Below are 17,068 nucleotides of genomic sequence, written 5' to 3' on the forward strand. Positions count from 1 at the left end.
CCTATCAAGCTTGATAGACAATTTGTCCCTTACAGATTGTATATTTAACCTGCCCTTTTAAGGTTTCACCGATGAATGGCGAATTAGCTGCTTTTGAAGCAAAATGGGAGTCCACAAGGCGGTCAACCTTAGCATCAAAAATAGTGATGTCCGCCGGACCATTCTCAGCCAAGTAACCTGCTTCAAAGTTGTAAAGCTTGGCTGGGTTGTATGTCATTTTTTCAAGTAATTCCATCAAGCTTAACTCACCAGCTTCTACCAAATAGGTCAAACCGAGAGATAGAGAGGTTTCCAAACCTGTCATACCAGATGGTGCCTTGGTAATATCCTCAACATTTTTTTCATCTGCATGGTGAGGCGCGTGGTCTGTCGCGATAACTGTGATGACTCCTGATTTAAGACCTTCGATAACAGCACGACGGTCTGATTCCAAACGAAGCGGCGGATTCATCTTAGCATTGCTACCTTGTGTCAAAAGAAGTGCTTCTGTCTTAGAGAAATGTTGTGGCGCTACTTCTGCTGTGACTTGCGCACCTAGCCCCTGAGCAAACTCCACTACTTTAACACTTTCTTCCTTAGACAAATGCTGAATATGGACATGAGCCTTAGTTGCATAGGCAATCATGACATCACGCGCCATCATAGCATACTCAGCCACCCCAGTCGCACCGCAGATATGGAAATGTTCTTTAGCAATATTTTCGTTAAAGCCAAGAATACCATTCAAACCTGGATCTTCCTCATGAAGACTAATAAAGGTATTAAGCTTTTTAGCTTCTTCCATGGCTTCCTTGACAACTTTACTACTTTCAAGTGGGATACCGTCGTCTGAGAAACCAACCGCACCAGCTTCTAAGAGTGCCTCAAAGTCAGTCAAATCTTGGCCATTAAAGTTTTTAGTAATGGTCGCAACCGTCTTAACATGAATCTTCTCTTTGGCAGCTGACTGGAGAACTTCTTGTAAAGTCTCCACATCTGAAATGGTTGGACTAGTATTAGCCATCATGACGACAGTTGTAAAACCACCTGCAGCGGCTGCTAGGGCACCTGTATGAATATCTTCTTTATGAGTTTGTCCCGGTTCACGGAAATGAACATGAATATCGACCAAGCCAGGAGCAACTACAAGACCACTAGCATCAATTATCTCTGCTCCTTCTTCTTTAATCTCAGGAGCAATTTTAATAATTTTCCCATCTTGAACTAAGACATCACACACTTGATCCAAACCAGACTTGGGATCCATTACACGACCATTTTTAATTAGTAGCATCTACTTTCTCCTTTATTCATAGAAATCGACTTGGGTATCCAACAATTTATCCCCATCATAAACAAACTTGGCTGAAAAGAAGGGTTTGTCCTCTAAAAGCCACTCAACAAAGGTGTGGTCACCCTCCCAAGTTGGCTTGCTCAAAACCTCATCATAGGGAACCCATTCCAGCGTTCCCTCGTTGCAGTCAATCAAGTCACCCTCGAACTCCGTCACCTTAAAAACATAGGTGTACCAGTCTAAATCTGGCGTAAATTCAGGAAAAGTGATAACACCTTTTAGAACTGGCTTGGCTTTTAGACCTGTTTCTTCGAGGATTTCACGCGCCGCGCATTCCTGAGGTGTCTCTCCTCGCTCTAGCTTACCACCCACACCAATCCATTTCCCTTCATGGACATCATTGGGTTTCTTATTACGGTGGAGCATGAGCAGTTCTTTTCCGTTATCAATGTAGCAAATCGTCGCTAACTGAGGCATATTTTCTCCTTATCTAAGCCAATCAATTGGCTCTTGTCCTGTCTCTTTTAAGAATGCATTGGCCTTGGAAAAAGGCTTGGAACCCCAAAATCCTCTGTAAACCGATAAAGGACTGGGATGGGCTGATTCGATAATCAAGTGGTGAGGATTGGTAACCAAGGCCTTCTTCTTGCGTGCATAGGCTCCCCATAGTACAAAGACCACTGGCCTATCTAGATGATTGACCACCTGAATCACAGCATCCGTAAAAGGCTCCCATATCTGACCAGCATGACCATTGGCCCGTCCAGCAGGAACCGTCAAACAAGCATTAAGAAGCAAGACTCCTTGTTCAGCCCAAGCTGTCAAATCATGGGACTTCTTGACCCCGATATCATCTGACAATTCTTTCAAGATATTTTGCAAGGATGGCGGAGCTGGGATAGAGTCAGGTACAGAAAAACTCAAGCCCTGCGCTTGACCTGGCCCATGATAGGGATCTTGTCCTAGAATCACCACTTTAACCTCTTCAAGCGGTGTTGTCAAGAGAGCCTGAAAAACCTTTTCCTTGGGTGGATAAACAGTCCCCTGAAAATAGACCTGCTCCATAAACTGATTGATTTTCCCAAAATAACCCTCAGGTAATTGCTCCTTAATCAAAGCATGCCAAGACGAGTGTTCCATAGCCGACTCCTTCATTTTTACTGCCTCTATTATAGCAAAAAGTGGCTTTCTAAACCACTTTTTACAGTTTATCTAAATAATCCAGCAAGTCTCGGTAAGAATGGACTTCGTAAGTCGGCTGGGCTTGTGTGTGATTTTCAACACGATGAGGGTTGTACCAGATAGTGTCAATCCCCGCATTATTGCCGCCTTGAATGTCGGCGGTTAGGGAATCTCCAATCATCAGCGTCTTTTCTTTGCTAAAACCTGCAATATGTTGACCGATTTTTTCATAAAAGAGAGCATCAGGCTTTTGTGTTTGCAATTGTTCAGAGATAAAGACTTGATTGAAATAAGGTGCTAGACCAGACTGAGCCAAACGCCCTGTCTGAATGGCAGTAATGCCATTTGTCGCAGCATATAGCTCATAATCACGCTCGATGAGGCTGTCCAAAAGTTCATGAGCACCCGAAATCGTTTGCCCCTGCTGAGCGAGGTAAAATTGATAACGCTGGGCTAGAAAACTACCGTCTTTTTCCTGTCCAAAGTGAGCAAATAAACGAGAAAAGCGCGTGTTAACCAGCTCTTGTTTACTGATTTTCTTTTGCTCTAAGTCCTTCCAGAGAGCCTTATTCATAGGAACATAATAGTCTTTATAAGCCTGAATATCTGCAACTCCTTCTTCTTTTAGAAGTTGCGTCAAAGCCACATCCTCAGCAGCATCAAAATCAAGAAGAGTGTGGTCAAGGTCGAAAAGTAGAAATTTGTAAGACAATTTGAGGTTTTCCTTTCTAGGATAAACAACTTTCACTTCATTCGGTTGTTTAATGTAAAAACTTAAAAGTGGTAAAGTATAACAAAAATAATAGTTCCAATTGATTAACTAACCCATACTATTCTAGTGAATTATAGAAAAATCTTCTATAAATTCGAGCAATAGTTAAAATACAAACAAATATAATTCCCAAAATAGATAACACTATTTTCACAAAATTCATTTCAGAGCCTATTACATAGATATGAAAAAGAGGGGCTAGTCCTACACATAGAGACAATAGATAACTACTAAATCTTATCTCACCAATTCCTGCAAAAAAATGTTTCATTATAAATATCCCAATTTTACCTTTCATCTTTATAATCCACTAACAAATCTATTGAGTTCTCATTTTTTTGAATAATCTTGACAACAAATTTACTCCACTTAATGCCACTAAAACTTCAATGGGCAAAAAATAGTAATCCCATATCAAATGAGAAATCAGCAATGTTAGAAATAGTATGCAGTCAATATAACTATTCTGAAAATACTCTGTAATTACATAATACAAAAACACCACAACCATCAAAATTAAAACAACCATCATAATACTATCATCCTGTTCTTCTCACTAACGCTATTTCCAAAATTTAATTTTTTTATGACTTAGTAATGCAATTCCAATTAGCAATACACCTAAAATAAATAAAAGTATCTCCCAAAATTTATTCTCAGTTTTAATAAAAGGTATAAGATACATACTAACCAATATGGAACTTACCCCTAAAAGAGCAAAAACCACTCTGACTTTATCACTTAGTTTAAACATATTTAATTCCCCATAAAATAAGCAGTGGCTACGTTTACTGTAACATTCCCCCGTCTTTATGTAGAGATAATCCCACATCAAGACACCTCATATCTCCTTACTCAATAGCAACATAATTATTTGGTAATACGAGTTCCATCAAAATTCTCCTTTTTTATTAAGCATGGTTAGGATAGTTTCCTAACAAGTGATTGTCGACTGTGTTTATAGCACTTAGTTACCTAGATAGCTTTCCTTTATCATGTCTGATTTTAAGCCGTTCTAAGATTTAATCCATATTTCTATTACTTGCTATTTTTAAATAATTCGTATTCCTTTTCTTTGATAAATGGAACTGAAAAATTAGAAAAAATTAGTAGAATTGAAAATAGGTATCCGTCTTTTTTCATTGCTAAAACATAGCCTAAAAATAAATAGACAATCAAATCTAGTACAAAAAGAGAAAATATCCTCCTTTTCATCATCTCACTTGTCTTAAAGATTCTGTTTAATAGAATCTTTATCGTAGTATCTACACAAATTTTTATCAAAAAGATAAGAGCAAATACACGATTAGCAACTGTACCATGAAGAATAAATGGAAATATAGTTAATATAAAACTAGAAATCTCTAAATATTTTATCCAAGGAGATTGAGACATCTTACTTTTAAACTGACTGATTTTCCTATACTCACTAGCTAATCTAGTATCAAAATCTTTACCAATTTTATTAAAGATTAAAAACTCCAGGATAAAATTACTTATTAATACGATATAAGTAGAAACCTTTCCTGGGAAAAATTTATTGATTAAAATTGGAAAACTCATTAACAGAATCGAGTTTATAGCCAAACAAATGGATACTATTTTATTCTTCACAGAATATATAGGTAACGATACTATTGAATAGAGAAACGCTAAAAAAATAAGCAAGAAATACTCTGTGCTGCTAATTAGCGGCGCCCTTAATGATAAAAATAGATAGCCACCCCACACGATGATATGCGCTTTACGAATTGACTCTAGATTACTCATCTACCTACTCCTAATATATAAAGTGAATCCATTCTTAGTTTACATTCTCTTTCAAACAAGTCATAAGCATTTCATGATATTTCCTTCTTCTACATTAGATAAAGTTGAAATACATTTTTTGCAAGTGAAAATATAATTATTATTTGGAAACCCAAAATATTAATCCCTCTTCTAGACCTAAACCAAGTCAGATTAAAGATACAAATATAATGGTAGGGCTTTCTTTTACTTTAGACTACCATAAAACAAGGAATCTTTCAACAAAATTCATTGGTAAAACACGATCCTATCTATACAATTGACAGCTTAAATCTTTCAGAATAGAACAATCCTAACTATCGAATACCCTAACTTCATAAATATCCATGTAATTCTAGACCTAGAATTCCTATAAACTAAATGTTTTCGCACTATTCTAAGCTATTGATTGCCTTAAATTTTAATTTTTAAAGTATTCTAAAGCTAGAATAGTCCCATCACAATCAGTTTTGAATTATTATACTCAATGAAAATCAAAGAGCAAACTAGGAAACTAGCCGCAGGCTGTACTTGAGTACGGCAAGGCGACGTTGACGTGGTTTGAATTTGATTTTCGAAGAGTATTAACAATTTAGAAACGCTATGATTCCACTCCTTTTACATTAAAAAGGAACTGCCCAAAGCAATCCCTTTCTGATTTTGAAATTATTTACTTAAAATTTGATAGTTGAGATAATCAATAGCCCGCCTATAAAAAGAGTTATAGTAAAATTTCTTATTTATTGATTTCAAGCTCCGCCAACTGTGTTTGAATAACTGACAGTTCTGCACCAGCCTGAAGAAGAGCAGCTGCAGTATAGGCACCTTCTACAATTGGAACCCTGTTGATGATGATATTTTTATCACTGAAATCAGCCACCATTTCTAAGTTCATTTTAGCAGAACCTAGGTCAAAAAAGGCTAATAAAGTATCTGCTGGATTTTCGGAAACAACCCTATCTACTTGATCAAAACTTGTTCCAATTCCTCCATCTTCGGTTCCTCCTACATAAGTAATCGGAACATCTTTAGCTACTTCACTAATCAGTTCAACGACACCTTGTGCAATGTGTTTGGAATGTGAAACGATAACAAGACCAATACTTCCCATTAAACCACCCCAGTTTCTAAAAGAGCAGTAAAGAGTAATCCTGATGAGAATGATCCAGGATCAATATGTCCAAGAGAACGTTCTCCTACATAAGATGCCCTTCCTTTAGTTGCAAGTAAATCTTTAGTAGCATTCACTAGCTTATCAATAACCTCTTGAGTCAATTGACCAGCAGACAAGGCAGCAATAACAGGAGTCCAAACATCAACCATTGTCTTTTCTCCAACCTCTGCTTTCCCACGTTTGACAATCATATCCAAACCACTTTGTAAGATTTCCTCTATTTTCGAATTTGAATCAGCCTTGGCCATGCCCATAAAAGCAGAGCCATACAAGGGACCAGAAGCACCGCCTACCTTACTCAGTAGTTGCATTGAGACAAGTTTAAAAACATCACTGCTGGTCTCAAATTGCTTTCCTTCTAAATTTTCCATAACTGCAGCCATTCCACGCGCCATATTTCCACCGTGGTCTCCATCTCCTATAGGAGTGTCTAGCTCACTAAGATAATCTTTCTGTTCTTGAATCTTTTCATTAAAAAGCTTCATCCATTCAAGAGCTTGTTCAACATTCATGCGACATTTCCTCCTTGAGTTTACCAAGCTGGGGTAGTAACAGGTGCATTTAGAGCAGCCAACCACTCATCATCTGCCAATCGAATCAATGTTAATGACAAGCCAGCCATATCAATTGAGGTCATATAGTTTCCAATTTTCTTAAACGCCAACTGAACATCTTTTTCATGAAGTAATTTAGCCACATCATTTGCGAAAACATATTGTTCCATAAGCGGAGTGCTTCCTAAACCATTGATGAGAAGCCCATAGCGTTCACCAGCCTTAAGTTGGAAACCTTCAGATAATTTTTCAACCAATTCTGAGGCCAATAGTGCTGAAGGCTGCATCTTCTCTTTTTTATATCCTGGCTCACCGTGAATACCAACTCCATATTCAAATTCATCATCTTCTAGAACAAAACCTGGTTTGCCAACCTCAGGAACAGTTGCTCCAGACAAGGCCAGCCCAATTGTTTTAATTTCTAAGACAAGTTTATCGGCCAAGTCCTTCATTTCAGCCAATGATTTACCAGAACGGGCCGCATCACCTAAAATTTTATGGACTAAAATAGTACCTGCAACACCTCGACGACCTTGGGTATAGAGACTATTTTCAACAGCGATATCATCATCAACCACAACGCTTGCTACATCAACACCTTCCATTTCAGCAAGTTCTTGTGCAATTTCAAAGTTCATAATGTCACCAGAATAGTTTTTGATGACCATGAAAACTCCAGCACCTTCATCAGCCGCCTTAATGGCTTCTAAAATTTGGTCTGGAGTAGGTGAAGTGAAGACTGCTCCACAAATGGCAGCAGACAACATTCCATCTCCTACAAATCCAGCATGACTTGGTTCATGTCCTGAACCTCCACCTGAAATGAGTCCAACTTTTCCTGTCTTTTCTGCCTTTCTAACGATGACATCAAAACCATCTAAACGTTCTACCAAGCCATCATGCATGAATGACAATCCCTGCAACATTTCATCAACAACTTGTGTCGGTTCATTTATAATTTTTTTCATGAGAAACTCCTTTCGGCATCTACCTTTGTTTTCGCTTTCATTATATATTTTTTATCGCTGGATGATAAGGGACAGATTCTATTATTTGTCCCCTTTTAAACCCGTTTAAAACATTTTTTTGGTAAAATGAAGTAAGTAAAAGAAAGGTTTCCTATGGCATCATCACTCATTACAAAAAAACGGATTGCCAAGGCATTTAGAGACCTATTAGCTACTAGAGAATTTGACAAAATCTCTATTGTAGATATCATGGAATCAGCTGGCATTCGTAGACAGACCTTTTATAATCACTTTCTTGACAAATATGAACTACTAGACTGGATATTTGAAAATGACTTAACCGAGTATATCACCAATAACTTGGACTTCATTTCAGGCCAAAAGCTATTACAAGAATTATTTTTTTATTTCGAACAAGAGCGTGACTTTTATATTCAACTTTTTGATATTCAAGGGCAAAATAACTTCTATGACCACTTTATCAGCTACTGTCGCTTGCTTGTATCAAAAATTTTAAGAGAATACGGTCAGATTGATAGCGATTCATCCGCTTATACTTGTTTTTTGCTAGACTACCATTCACATGCTCTAGCAGAAATCGTGAAGGCTTACGTCAATAAAAAAAGTCCAGTTCCACAACCAGACTTTCTAATCATGACAATTATTGGAAAGAGACCACAATGACATTTATTTCAAATCATAAACAGAAAATTATTTCAAGTTACATTTCAGCAACTATCAGCAGTCATCCTGAATTAGAAAAACACCCTACCTTACCATTAGTCTATCAAAAAAATCGCAATCCTCATCAGGTTCCAATATTGTCGGGTGGGGGTTCCGGTCACGAACCTGCGCATATTGGATATGTGGGAGAAGGAATGCTTACTGCTGCTATCTATGGCCAATTATTTACTCCTCCTACAAGAACTGAAATCTTAGAGTCCATTCGTTTTTTAAACAATGGTCACGGTGTCTTCATCATTGTAAAAAATTTCGAAGCAGACATCAAAGAATTTAGCTGGGCCATTAACACCGCTAGACAAGAAGGAATTAAAGTCGGCTATAGTCTAGCACACGACGATATTTCTATTGAACCTCACAATAGATTTCAAATTAGAGGAAGGGGACTTGCAGGGACAATCTTACTTCATAAAATCCTAGGATATGCAGCTCAAAATGGTGCCGACATAGAGCAACTAACTGATTTAGGTCATGAACTTGCTCCCGAAATCGCAACAATTGGCTTTGCAACGAAAGCTGCTAGTCTCCCCCAAGCCCCCCTTCCACTATTTAACTTGGAAGAAGGAAATATTTCTTATGGTATTGGGATACATGGCGAAGAAGGCTATCGTATCGTCCCATTCCAATCATCGGAAATCCTTGCAAATGAAATTATAAGTAAATTAAGATTGCACTATCATTGGAAAAAGGGTGATCAATTTATATTGCTTGTAAATAATCTAGGTACTACTACCAACCTAGAAATGGGCATATTTATCAATGACATCCTTCAACTCTTAGAAATTGAAGGAGTCGCTATTACTTTTATAAAATCAGGAACATTTATGACCAGTCTAGATATGGCAGGTATATCCGTAACGCTTTGCCCCGTAAAAAATAAACAGTGGTTAGAAGCGCTCAATGCTCCAACGACAGCTTTTGCATGGTAATTTACTTATATAACTCAAAAGGGCTACCTCACTTGATAGCCCCTTGCTTTTATCTTATACTCAATGAAAATCAAAAAGCAAACTAGGAAACTAGCCGCAGGCTGTACTTGAGTACGGCAAGGCGACGTTGACGCAGTTTGAATTTGATTTTCGAAGAGTATTACGTTTAAAAGAACTCTTTCTTGCCATTTCAAATAGTCCATCTATCCCTTACAATTCTTCCGATGAGCTTTGAGTTTTTTCAGAGCCCAATCATAGTGACTGGAGGTGCTACTGACAAAGTAGGAACCTAGACTTGTCCCTCCCGTCCACTTATAGACACCTTTGATAAAGAGTTCGTCATTGCTAAAAACTTCCATCAACTCTAAAACCTCCCTATGCGATTGCGCCAAGAGTCTAGTCGCTTCTTCTAAGGAGGTTTTCTGGTGCTTTTTCCAAAAAGCGACATTCATTTCTCCATAAGTTTTCCAATTATAAGGTTCATGGAGAAAAGGTCTTTCGTAACCTTTTTGATTAGAATAAACCCAAGTCAAAAGCAACTGATGCCATTCATAAAGATGGATCAAGACATCCCGTAGATTTTTATCCCTTTTCCAGTGAGCTTCTTTTTTCTTTGGGTCTCTTGAAAAATCAAATGGAGTCTGTAGCTCATCTTCACTTAGTTGGGAGATGAAACGATTGAGCTTTTCATAGTTTTCCTTAGAGGCCAGCATTAGATCCTCTTTTGTTTTCGGTCTAGGCACAGGAGTACTCCCTTCATATTACTAGTTATTATTAGAGATTTTTTATCCTTTAAATCTCTACAACTTATCCTTTAATTTCTCAACAAAGAGATAGGCTGCTGGACAGGTCAAAGTATTCTTAATCGTCAAATGGTTGATTTGATGGATCTTTTTACGGTCAGTATGAGGGAATTCACGACATGCTTTTGGACGAACGTCATAGATGGAACAGAGATTATCTCCTCCTAAAAAGGGACAGGGCATGGATTTGAAAACCTTATCACCATCTTCATCCACCTGCAGAAACTCTGCTTCAAAAGCGGGTAATTTCATCTTAAAATACTTAGCAATACGAGTAATATCTGCTTCCTTGAAGTCGGGACCCAAAGTCTTACAACAGTTAGCACATGCAGTACAATCAATCTCCACAAAGACTTCCTCGTGAATCTGCTGGGCTATCTTATCTAGATTTTTTGGTGGCTTTTTCTTTAAATTGGCTAAAACTTTACGGTGCTCCTTCTGCTTTTGTAAGGCTAGCTGGTGGTAATACTCAATATCAATTTCTTTAGACATGGTTTCTCTCTTACTTCTATTTGTTTCCCCCTATTATACCATGCCTCTGGAGCATTGAAAAGTAGACTTTATAGGACCATACTTCTCTAAAATGTAGCAAAAAACCTTGCAACTAGGTTACAAGGTTAATGACATTAATCAAAGTTAACGTATTCTTTTTGAAGTTCAAGTACTTCTTCCATTGTTGAACACTCTGTAAGGGCACGGTTAGCGTACTCTTCCATCTTAGCAGTGTCCAATTTCTTCATCAAGCTACGTGTACGAAGTACAGATGTTGCTGACATAGAGAATTCATCCAAGCCCATTCCGACAAGAAGTGGAACAGCTTTTTGGTCACCAGCCATCTCACCACACATACCAGCCCATTTACCTTCAGCATGAGCTGCCTTGATAACGTTGTTAATCAAGCGAAGAATTGATGGGTTATATGGTTGGTAAAGGTATGAAACTTGCTCGTTCATACGGTCTGCCGCCATTGTATATTGAATCAAGTCGTTTGTACCAATTGAGAAGAAGTCTACTTCTTTAGCAAATTGGTCTGCAAGCATAGCTGCTGCAGGGATTTCAATCATGATACCAACTTGGATGTTATCCGCAACTGCAACTCCTTCAGCAAGAAGGTTTGCTTTTTCTTCATCAAAGACTGCTTTGGCTGCACGGAATTCTTTCAAGAGGGCAACCATTGGGAACATGATACGCAATTGGCCATGAACAGAAGCACGAAGAAGGGCACGGATTTGTGTACGGAACATTGCATCTCCAGTTTCAGAAATAGAGATACGAAGGGCACGGAATCCAAGGAATGGGTTCATTTCGTGTGGCATATCGAAGTAAGGAAGTTCCTTATCTCCACCGATATCCATTGTACGAACAACCACTGGTTTCCCATTCATTCCCTCAAGAACAGCCTTATACGCTTCATACTGCTCATCTTCAGTTGGGAAGTCTTGAGAATCCATGTATAAGAACTCTGTACGGTAAAGTCCAACAGCTTCTGCACCGTTGTTGTTAACACCTTCAACGTCTTTTGGAGTACCGATGTTAGCAGCCAACTCGAAGTGTTTACCGTCAGCAGTTACTGTTTGAGCATCTTTCAAAAGTGCCCATTCAGCTTTTTGTTTAGCATAAGCTTCACCAGCTACTTTAAATTCTGCCGCTTGTTCATCTGTTGGGTTGATAATCACTTCACCAGTGATTCCGTTAACGGCAAGGATATCACCGTCTTTCACCGCTTCAGTGATGTTATTTGTTCCCAATACAGCTGCAATTTCAAGTGTACGTGCCATGATAGCTGAGTGGCTTGTACGTCCACCGATGTTTGTTACAAAAGCTTTTACAAAGTTTTTGTCCAATTGAGCTGTATCAGATGGTGTCAAATCATGCGCAATCACGATTACTTCTTCATTGATTGAAGCTGGGTTTGGCAATTTCTTACCAAGAAGGTTTGCCAATACACGTTTTGTCACGTCGCGGATATCCGCTGCACGTTCTTGCATGTATGGGTTGTCTTCCATACCTTCAAAGATCGTGATGAACATGTCAGTCACTTCTTTAAGACCTGCTTCTGCGTTGACTTTCTTAGCACGAATTGTTTCTTTAATCTGACCAATCAATTCTGGGTCAGAAAGAACCATCAAATGAGCGTCAAAAACTTGAGCCGCTTCTTCACCAAGCGTACCTACAGCTTTCTCGCGGATAAGAGAAAGCTCGTTTTGAGAAGCTTCAAGAGCAACATCCAAACGAGCCTCTTCTGCGTTTGTATCTTCGACTGAAATAGTCTCGAATGACAAATCCGGTTGAACGAGTAGATATGCTTTTGCAACTGCAACACCGTCAGATGCTGCGATTCCTTTAAGCATTTCTGTCATTTCCCTTATGCCAATCCTTCTTTTTCCATTGTTTCTGAGATTGCAGCGATAGCGTCATCTGCATCTGCACCTTCAGCTGAGATAGTTACGTCAGCACCTTGGCCAACACCAAGACTCATAACACCCATAATTGATTTAAGGTTAACTGATTTACCTTTGTACTCAAGAGTGATATCTGAAGCAAATTTGCTAGCAGTTTGTACCAACAATGTTGCTGGACGTGCGTGAATACCTGTTTCTGCCACTACGTGGAAATCTTTAGAAGCCATAGTTTGACTCTCCTTTTGTTCTTTCTTTTTTTGAGTTATATGTGATAACCCTTACAATTTGGTATTATACCATCTTCTAGGATTTTTTTCAAGCATTTTCTGGATTTTCCTTCAATTTCTTTTCAGATAACTTGCTGAAAATCTTCTATCCTAGATAACAAAACACAGGATATAGTTTCTTTAAAAACGATTTATACGATAATCATTGCTGTTTTATAAAGCAAACACTACATATTGTGTTTTGTGAGCTTAAGTAGAAAAATTGACCACTATATTTAGTTCAAATCATTGACAAAATTTTATTTTCTGATATACTAAGATAGTATTAAATTTTGAAGAGGAGTTACACAATGGTAACCGTTTATTCTAAAAACAATTGTGTCCAATGTAAAATGACCAAGCGTTTCTTGGACAGTAATAATGTCTCTTATCGTGAAATCAATCTTGATGAGCAACCTGAGTATATCGATCAAGTTAAAGAGCTCGGTTTTAGCGCAGCTCCTGTTATCCAAACACCAACTGAAGTCTTTTCAGGTTTCCAACCAGGAAAACTGAAACAATTAGCATAATCTTAGTACATCATCCAGAAGAAACTGCTTCTAGGGCGAACTTAGAGGCCTTTCTTTTGTAATTAGATAAGGGAAATTTTATGGGATTAAAACATCTTGAGGACGTGACTTACTTCCGTCTCAATAACGAAATCAACCGTCCTGTTAATGGACAAATCATGCTTCATAAAGATAAGGAAGCCTTGGATGCCTTCTTTAACGAAAATGTCGTTCCAAACACTATGGTTTTTGATTCAATTACTGATAAAATCAACTACCTCATTGAACACAACTACATCGAAACAGCTTTTATCAAGAAATACCGTCCAGAGTTCTTGGAAGAATTGGCTCAATTTATCAAAGACCAAAACTTCCAATTCAAGTCATTCATGGCAGCTTATAAATTTTACAATCAATATGCCTTAAAGACTAACGACGGTGAATATTATCTTGAAAGTATGGAAGACCGTGTCTTCTTTAACGCCCTTTATTTCGCTGATGGCAATGAATCTGTTGCAATCGATATTGCCAATGAAATCATCCACCAACGCTACCAACCTGCTACTCCTTCCTTCTTGAATGCTGGACGTGCTCGTCGTGGGGAGTTGGTATCTTGTTTCCTAATCCAAGTGACAGATGATATGAACTCTATCGGACGTTCTATCAACTCAGCTCTTCAACTTTCACGTATTGGTGGTGGTGTGGGAATTACCCTCAGCAACCTTCGTGAAGCTGGAGCTCCTATCAAGGGGTATGAAGGAGCTGCTTCAGGTGTCGTTCCTGTTATGAAGCTTTTCGAAGATAGCTTCTCTTACTCAAACCAATTAGGTCAACGTCAAGGTGCCGGTGTTGTTTACCTCAATGTCTTTCACCCAGATATCATCGCCTTCCTTTCAACTAAGAAAGAAAATGCCGATGAAAAAGTTCGTGTCAAAACCCTATCACTTGGTGTTGTAGTACCTGATAAATTCTACGAATTGGCGCGTAAAAATGAAGAAATGTACCTCTTCAGCCCTTACTCTGTAGAAAAAGAATACAATGTGCCATTCAACTACATCGATATTACTGAAAAATACGATGAATTGGTCGCAAATCCAAATATTCGCAAGACAAAAATCAAGGCGCGTGATTTAGAAACTGAAATCTCTAAATTACAGCAAGAGTCTGGCTACCCTTATGTCGTCAACATTGATACGGCTAACCGTGCAAATCCTGTTGATGGAAAGATTATCATGAGTAACTTGTGTTCTGAGATTCTTCAAGTTCAAGAACCAAGCTTGATCAACGATGCTCAAGAATTCCTTCAAATGGGAACGGACGTTTCATGTAACCTTGGTTCAACCAACGTAGTCAACATGATGACTTCACCTGACTTTGGTCGTTCTATCCGTGCTATGGTTCGTGCCCTTACTTTCGTTACAGATAGTTCGCACATCGTGGCTGTACCTACGATCGACCATGGAAATAGCCAAGCTCATACCTTTGGTCTTGGTGCCATGGGACTTCACAGCTACCTTGCCCAACAACTGATTGAATATGGATCGCCTGAGTCTGTTGAATTTACAAGCATCTACTTTATGCTTATGAACTACTGGACTTTGGTTGAGTCAAACAATATTGCGCGTGAACGTGGTATCACTTTCCACAATTTTGAAAAATCAGATTATGCTAAGGGAAGCTACTTTGACAAGTATGTAACTGGCGAATTTGTTCCAAAATCAGACCGTGTTAAAGAACTTTTCAAAGATGTCTTTATCCCAAGTGCTGCTGACTGGGCTGAACTTCGCGACAAGGTTCAAGCAGATGGTCTTTACCACCAAAACCGTCTAGCTGTTGCTCCAAATGGTTCGATCAGTTACATCAATGACGTTTCTGCTTCTATCCACCCGATTACGCAACGTATCGAAGAACGTCAAGAAAAGAAAATCGGGAAAATCTACTACCCTGCTGCTGGATTGTCAACAGAAACCATTCCTTACTACACTTCTGCTTACGACATGGATATGCGTAAAGTGATTGATGTTTACGCTGCTGCGACTGAGCACGTGGACCAAGGACTTTCACTCACACTCTTCATGCGTAGTGACATTCCAAAAGGTCTTTACGAATGGAAGAAGGAAAATAAGCAAACGACACGTGACTTGTCTATCCTTCGTAACTATGCCTTTAACAAGGGTATCAAGTCTATCTACTATGTCCGTACCTTTACAGATGATGGTGGAGAAGTCGGTGCCAACCAGTGTGAAAGCTGTGTGATTTAGTTTCTAGCATAGAAACACTATTTTTCCCCTAAGCAGCACTGATAAAATCAAATCTAATATGTCATAATATAATTTATGTAACATTTTAAAAGTCGGGCTTCCGACTTTTTGTGCGATACTCCTATAGAATTATGGTAAAATAGAATAATTGTGAGTTCGCAATACTAAACACAGAAAGAGATTTCAAATGGAAACTTACTACAAAGCCATTAACTGGAATGCCATCGAAGATGTCATCGACAAATCAACTTGGGAAAAACTGACAGAGCAATTCTGGCTCGATACACGTATTCCCTTGTCAAATGACTTGGATGACTGGAGAAAACTATCAAACAAAGAAAAAGACTTGGTCGGAAAAGTCTTTGGTGGTTTAACCCTTCTGGACACCATGCAATCTGAAACTGGGGTTGAAGCCCTTCGCGCAGACATCCGTACACCACATGAGGAAGCTGTTTTCAATAACATCCAATTTATGGAATCTGTTCACGCTAAATCTTACTCTTCAATCTTTTCTACCTTAAATACTAAGGCTGAGATTGAAGAAATTTTCGAATGGACCAATACCAATCCTTACCTACAAAAGAAGGCTGAGATTGTCAACGAAATCTACCTCAACGGTAGCCCACTTGAAAAGAAAGTTGCCAGCGTCTTCCTCGAAACCTTCCTCTTCTACTCTGGTTTCTTCACTCCCCTCTACTATCTCGGTAACAACAAACTTGCCAACGTTGCAGAAATTATTAAATTGATTATTCGTGATGAATCTGTTCACGGAACCTACATTGGTTACAAATTCCAACTTGGTTTCAATGAATTACCTGAAGAAGAGCAAGAAAAGCTAAAAGAATGGATGTACGACTTACTCTATACTCTTTATGAAAATGAAGAAGGCTACACAGAGAGCCTCTATGACGGTGTTGGTTGGACGGAAGAAGTCAAAACCTTCCTTCGCTACAATGCTAACAAGGCTCTCATGAACCTGGGACAAGATCCACTCTTCCCAGATTCAGCAGATGATGTGAACCCAATCGTTATGAACGGTATTTCAACAGGGACATCTAACCACGACTTCTTCTCTCAAGTCGGAAATGGTTACCTCCTTGGTGAAGTTGAAGCCATGCAAGATGATGACTACAACTACGGTTTGGACTAATACTCTTCGAAAATCTCTTCAAACCACGTCAGCTTCGCCTTGCCGTAGATATGCTCACTGACTTCGTCAGTCTTATCTACAACCTCAAAACTGTGTTTTGAGCAACCTACGGCTAGCTTCCTAGTTTGCTCTTTGATTTTCATTGAGTATAATTCTCCACCACTCTTAACTATCAAAAAGTAAACTTGAAACAACAAAATAATAATCTAATAAAATATCGAAGTTTTGAAAACAAACCTCGATATTTTTGTTTTTGTTTTATTTTGTTGTTTTTGTATTTGAATGATGAGCTAGTT

Annotated in this window: 21 protein-coding genes; 5 read left to right on the plus strand and 16 right to left on the minus strand. The window is 38.6% G+C overall.

Annotated features, from left to right (window positions below):
• Positions 1–4: 4 nt before the first annotated feature.
• The 11 genes from DSY56_RS02200 to dhaK all read right to left on the minus strand — a co-directional run bounded on the left by DSY56_RS02200 (position 5) and on the right by dhaK (position 7,711).
• Entirely contained in the window at positions 5–1,273 is a 1,269-nt protein-coding gene (locus DSY56_RS02200; RefSeq protein ID WP_112443708.1) for a dihydroorotase, read from the minus strand.
• 12 nt (positions 1,274–1,285) lie between these two features.
• Positions 1,286–1,750 (minus strand): NUDIX hydrolase, encoded by a 465-nt coding sequence (locus DSY56_RS02205; protein ID WP_001135768.1) that lies wholly within the window; start codon positions 1,748–1,750, stop codon positions 1,286–1,288.
• A gap of 9 nt (positions 1,751–1,759) precedes the next feature.
• Positions 1,760–2,413, minus strand: a complete 654-nt coding sequence (locus DSY56_RS02210; RefSeq protein ID WP_112443709.1) for a uracil-DNA glycosylase — start codon at positions 2,411–2,413, stop codon at positions 1,760–1,762.
• 61 nt (positions 2,414–2,474) lie between these two features.
• A complete protein-coding gene (locus DSY56_RS02215; RefSeq protein ID WP_112443710.1) occupies positions 2,475–3,167 on the minus strand; it encodes a YjjG family noncanonical pyrimidine nucleotidase in 693 nt (230 codons plus the stop codon).
• Positions 3,168–3,285: 118 nt separating this feature from the next.
• Complete coding sequence (locus DSY56_RS12210; RefSeq protein WP_000680089.1) at positions 3,286–3,498, minus strand: hypothetical protein; 213 nt, start codon at positions 3,496–3,498, stop codon at positions 3,286–3,288.
• Between the two features lie 48 nt (positions 3,499–3,546).
• Positions 3,547–3,759, minus strand: coding sequence for a hypothetical protein (locus tag DSY56_RS12215; protein ID WP_112443711.1), 213 nt, complete (start codon positions 3,757–3,759; stop codon positions 3,547–3,549).
• A gap of 30 nt (positions 3,760–3,789) precedes the next feature.
• Positions 3,790–3,981, minus strand: a complete 192-nt coding sequence (locus DSY56_RS12640; protein ID WP_306416185.1) for a hypothetical protein — start codon at positions 3,979–3,981, stop codon at positions 3,790–3,792.
• 284 nt (positions 3,982–4,265) lie between these two features.
• The gene (locus tag DSY56_RS02235; protein ID WP_112443712.1) at positions 4,266–4,997 is read right to left on the minus strand and encodes a hypothetical protein; all 732 of its coding nucleotides are present in this window, start codon (positions 4,995–4,997) and stop codon (positions 4,266–4,268) included.
• 754 nt (positions 4,998–5,751) lie between these two features.
• Positions 5,752–6,126 carry a dihydroxyacetone kinase phosphoryl donor subunit DhaM gene (dhaM, locus tag DSY56_RS02245; RefSeq protein WP_112443713.1) on the minus strand — a complete coding sequence of 125 codons (375 nt, stop codon included), beginning with the start codon at positions 6,124–6,126 and terminating at the stop codon, positions 5,752–5,754.
• Positions 6,126–6,701 carry a dihydroxyacetone kinase subunit DhaL gene (gene dhaL, locus DSY56_RS02250; RefSeq protein WP_001100267.1) on the minus strand — a complete coding sequence of 192 codons (576 nt, stop codon included), beginning with the start codon at positions 6,699–6,701 and terminating at the stop codon, positions 6,126–6,128. Before dhaL ends, dhaM begins: the two co-directional genes overlap by 1 nt.
• A 20-nt stretch (positions 6,702–6,721) precedes the next feature.
• On the minus strand, positions 6,722–7,711 hold the full coding sequence (gene dhaK, locus DSY56_RS02255; RefSeq protein ID WP_112443714.1) for a dihydroxyacetone kinase subunit DhaK: 990 nt from the start codon (positions 7,709–7,711) through the stop codon (positions 6,722–6,724).
• A 153-nt stretch (positions 7,712–7,864) separates the two neighbouring features.
• On the opposite strand from dhaK, the gene dhaS reads away from it, so the two are divergent.
• The gene (gene dhaS, locus DSY56_RS02260) at positions 7,865–8,395 is read left to right on the plus strand and encodes a dihydroxyacetone kinase transcriptional activator DhaS (RefSeq protein ID WP_112443715.1); all 531 of its coding nucleotides are present in this window, start codon (positions 7,865–7,867) and stop codon (positions 8,393–8,395) included.
• Positions 8,392–9,381 carry a DhaKLM operon coactivator DhaQ gene (gene dhaQ, locus DSY56_RS02265; RefSeq protein WP_112443716.1) on the plus strand — a complete coding sequence of 330 codons (990 nt, stop codon included), beginning with the start codon at positions 8,392–8,394 and terminating at the stop codon, positions 9,379–9,381. Before dhaS ends, dhaQ begins: the two co-directional genes overlap by 4 nt.
• 203 nt (positions 9,382–9,584) lie before the next feature.
• Here the strand turns inward: dhaQ and DSY56_RS02270 are convergent, their stop codons facing one another.
• The 4 genes from DSY56_RS02270 to DSY56_RS02285 form a co-directional block, all read right to left on the minus strand.
• Entirely contained in the window at positions 9,585–10,124 is a 540-nt protein-coding gene (locus tag DSY56_RS02270) for a ClbS/DfsB family four-helix bundle protein (RefSeq protein ID WP_112443717.1), read from the minus strand.
• Positions 10,125–10,181: 57 nt separating this feature from the next.
• Positions 10,182–10,676 (minus strand): YkgJ family cysteine cluster protein, encoded by a 495-nt coding sequence (locus DSY56_RS02275; protein WP_112443718.1) that lies wholly within the window; start codon positions 10,674–10,676, stop codon positions 10,182–10,184.
• Between the two features lie 134 nt (positions 10,677–10,810).
• Positions 10,811–12,544: a phosphoenolpyruvate--protein phosphotransferase gene (gene ptsP, locus DSY56_RS02280; RefSeq protein ID WP_112443719.1), complete on the minus strand. Its 1,734-nt coding sequence runs from the start codon at positions 12,542–12,544 to the stop codon at positions 10,811–10,813.
• A gap of 5 nt (positions 12,545–12,549) precedes the next feature.
• Positions 12,550–12,813, minus strand: a complete 264-nt coding sequence (locus tag DSY56_RS02285; protein WP_000146947.1) for a phosphocarrier protein HPr — start codon at positions 12,811–12,813, stop codon at positions 12,550–12,552.
• Between the two features lie 350 nt (positions 12,814–13,163).
• On the opposite strand from DSY56_RS02285, the gene nrdH reads away from it, so the two are divergent.
• The 3 genes from nrdH to nrdF all read left to right on the plus strand — a co-directional run bounded on the left by nrdH (position 13,164) and on the right by nrdF (position 16,772).
• Entirely contained in the window at positions 13,164–13,382 is a 219-nt protein-coding gene (gene nrdH, locus DSY56_RS02290) for a glutaredoxin-like protein NrdH (RefSeq protein WP_000259247.1), read from the plus strand.
• Positions 13,383–13,462: 80 nt separating this feature from the next.
• Positions 13,463–15,622: a class 1b ribonucleoside-diphosphate reductase subunit alpha gene (gene nrdE / locus DSY56_RS02295; protein WP_112443720.1), complete on the plus strand. Its 2,160-nt coding sequence runs from the start codon at positions 13,463–13,465 to the stop codon at positions 15,620–15,622.
• A gap of 187 nt (positions 15,623–15,809) precedes the next feature.
• Positions 15,810–16,772: a class 1b ribonucleoside-diphosphate reductase subunit beta gene (nrdF, locus tag DSY56_RS02300; RefSeq protein ID WP_100104525.1), complete on the plus strand. Its 963-nt coding sequence runs from the start codon at positions 15,810–15,812 to the stop codon at positions 16,770–16,772.
• Here nrdF and DSY56_RS11780 read toward each other — a convergent pair.
• Entirely contained in the window at positions 16,769–16,915 is a 147-nt protein-coding gene (locus tag DSY56_RS11780) for a hypothetical protein (RefSeq protein ID WP_023933379.1), read from the minus strand. The genes nrdF and DSY56_RS11780 overlap by 4 nt on opposite strands.
• Between the last annotated feature and the right edge of the window lie 153 nt (positions 16,916–17,068).

Source organism: Streptococcus sp. 596553 (assembly GCF_900411395.1).
GTDB classification, from domain to species: domain Bacteria; phylum Bacillota; class Bacilli; order Lactobacillales; family Streptococcaceae; genus Streptococcus; species Streptococcus mitis_BA.

Excerpts from the sequence above, each read along its gene's own strand:
- DSY56_RS02210 (WP_112443709.1), bottom strand. The coding sequence starts at position 2,413 with ATGGAACACTCGTCTTGGCATGCTTTGATTAAGGAGCAATTACCTGAG.
- dhaQ (WP_112443716.1), top strand. The coding sequence starts at position 8,392 with ATGACATTTATTTCAAATCATAAACAGAAAATTATTTCAAGTTACATT.
- DSY56_RS02275 (WP_112443718.1), bottom strand. The coding sequence starts at position 10,676 with ATGTCTAAAGAAATTGATATTGAGTATTACCACCAGCTAGCCTTACAA.
- DSY56_RS11780 (WP_023933379.1), bottom strand. The coding sequence starts at position 16,915 with ATGAAAATCAAAGAGCAAACTAGGAAGCTAGCCGTAGGTTGCTCAAAA.
- DSY56_RS02235 (WP_112443712.1), bottom strand. The coding sequence starts at position 4,997 with ATGAGTAATCTAGAGTCAATTCGTAAAGCGCATATCATCGTGTGGGGT.
- nrdF (WP_100104525.1), top strand. The coding sequence starts at position 15,810 with ATGGAAACTTACTACAAAGCCATTAACTGGAATGCCATCGAAGATGTC.
- DSY56_RS02200 (WP_112443708.1), bottom strand. The coding sequence starts at position 1,273 with ATGCTACTAATTAAAAATGGTCGTGTAATGGATCCCAAGTCTGGTTTG.
- DSY56_RS02205 (WP_001135768.1), bottom strand. The coding sequence starts at position 1,750 with ATGCCTCAGTTAGCGACGATTTGCTACATTGATAACGGAAAAGAACTG.
- dhaK (WP_112443714.1), bottom strand. The coding sequence starts at position 7,711 with ATGAAAAAAATTATAAATGAACCGACACAAGTTGTTGATGAAATGTTG.
- DSY56_RS12210 (WP_000680089.1), bottom strand. The coding sequence starts at position 3,498 with ATGAAACATTTTTTTGCAGGAATTGGTGAGATAAGATTTAGTAGTTAT.
- DSY56_RS02285 (WP_000146947.1), bottom strand. The coding sequence starts at position 12,813 with ATGGCTTCTAAAGATTTCCACGTAGTGGCAGAAACAGGTATTCACGCA.
- nrdH (WP_000259247.1), top strand. The coding sequence starts at position 13,164 with ATGGTAACCGTTTATTCTAAAAACAATTGTGTCCAATGTAAAATGACC.
- ptsP (WP_112443719.1), bottom strand. The coding sequence starts at position 12,544 with ATGACAGAAATGCTTAAAGGAATCGCAGCATCTGACGGTGTTGCAGTT.
- DSY56_RS12640 (WP_306416185.1), bottom strand. The coding sequence starts at position 3,981 with ATGTTTAAACTAAGTGATAAAGTCAGAGTGGTTTTTGCTCTTTTAGGG.
- DSY56_RS12215 (WP_112443711.1), bottom strand. The coding sequence starts at position 3,759 with ATGATGGTTGTTTTAATTTTGATGGTTGTGGTGTTTTTGTATTATGTA.
- nrdE (WP_112443720.1), top strand. The coding sequence starts at position 13,463 with ATGGGATTAAAACATCTTGAGGACGTGACTTACTTCCGTCTCAATAAC.
- dhaS (WP_112443715.1), top strand. The coding sequence starts at position 7,865 with ATGGCATCATCACTCATTACAAAAAAACGGATTGCCAAGGCATTTAGA.
- dhaL (WP_001100267.1), bottom strand. The coding sequence starts at position 6,701 with ATGAATGTTGAACAAGCTCTTGAATGGATGAAGCTTTTTAATGAAAAG.
- dhaM (WP_112443713.1), bottom strand. The coding sequence starts at position 6,126 with ATGGGAAGTATTGGTCTTGTTATCGTTTCACATTCCAAACACATTGCA.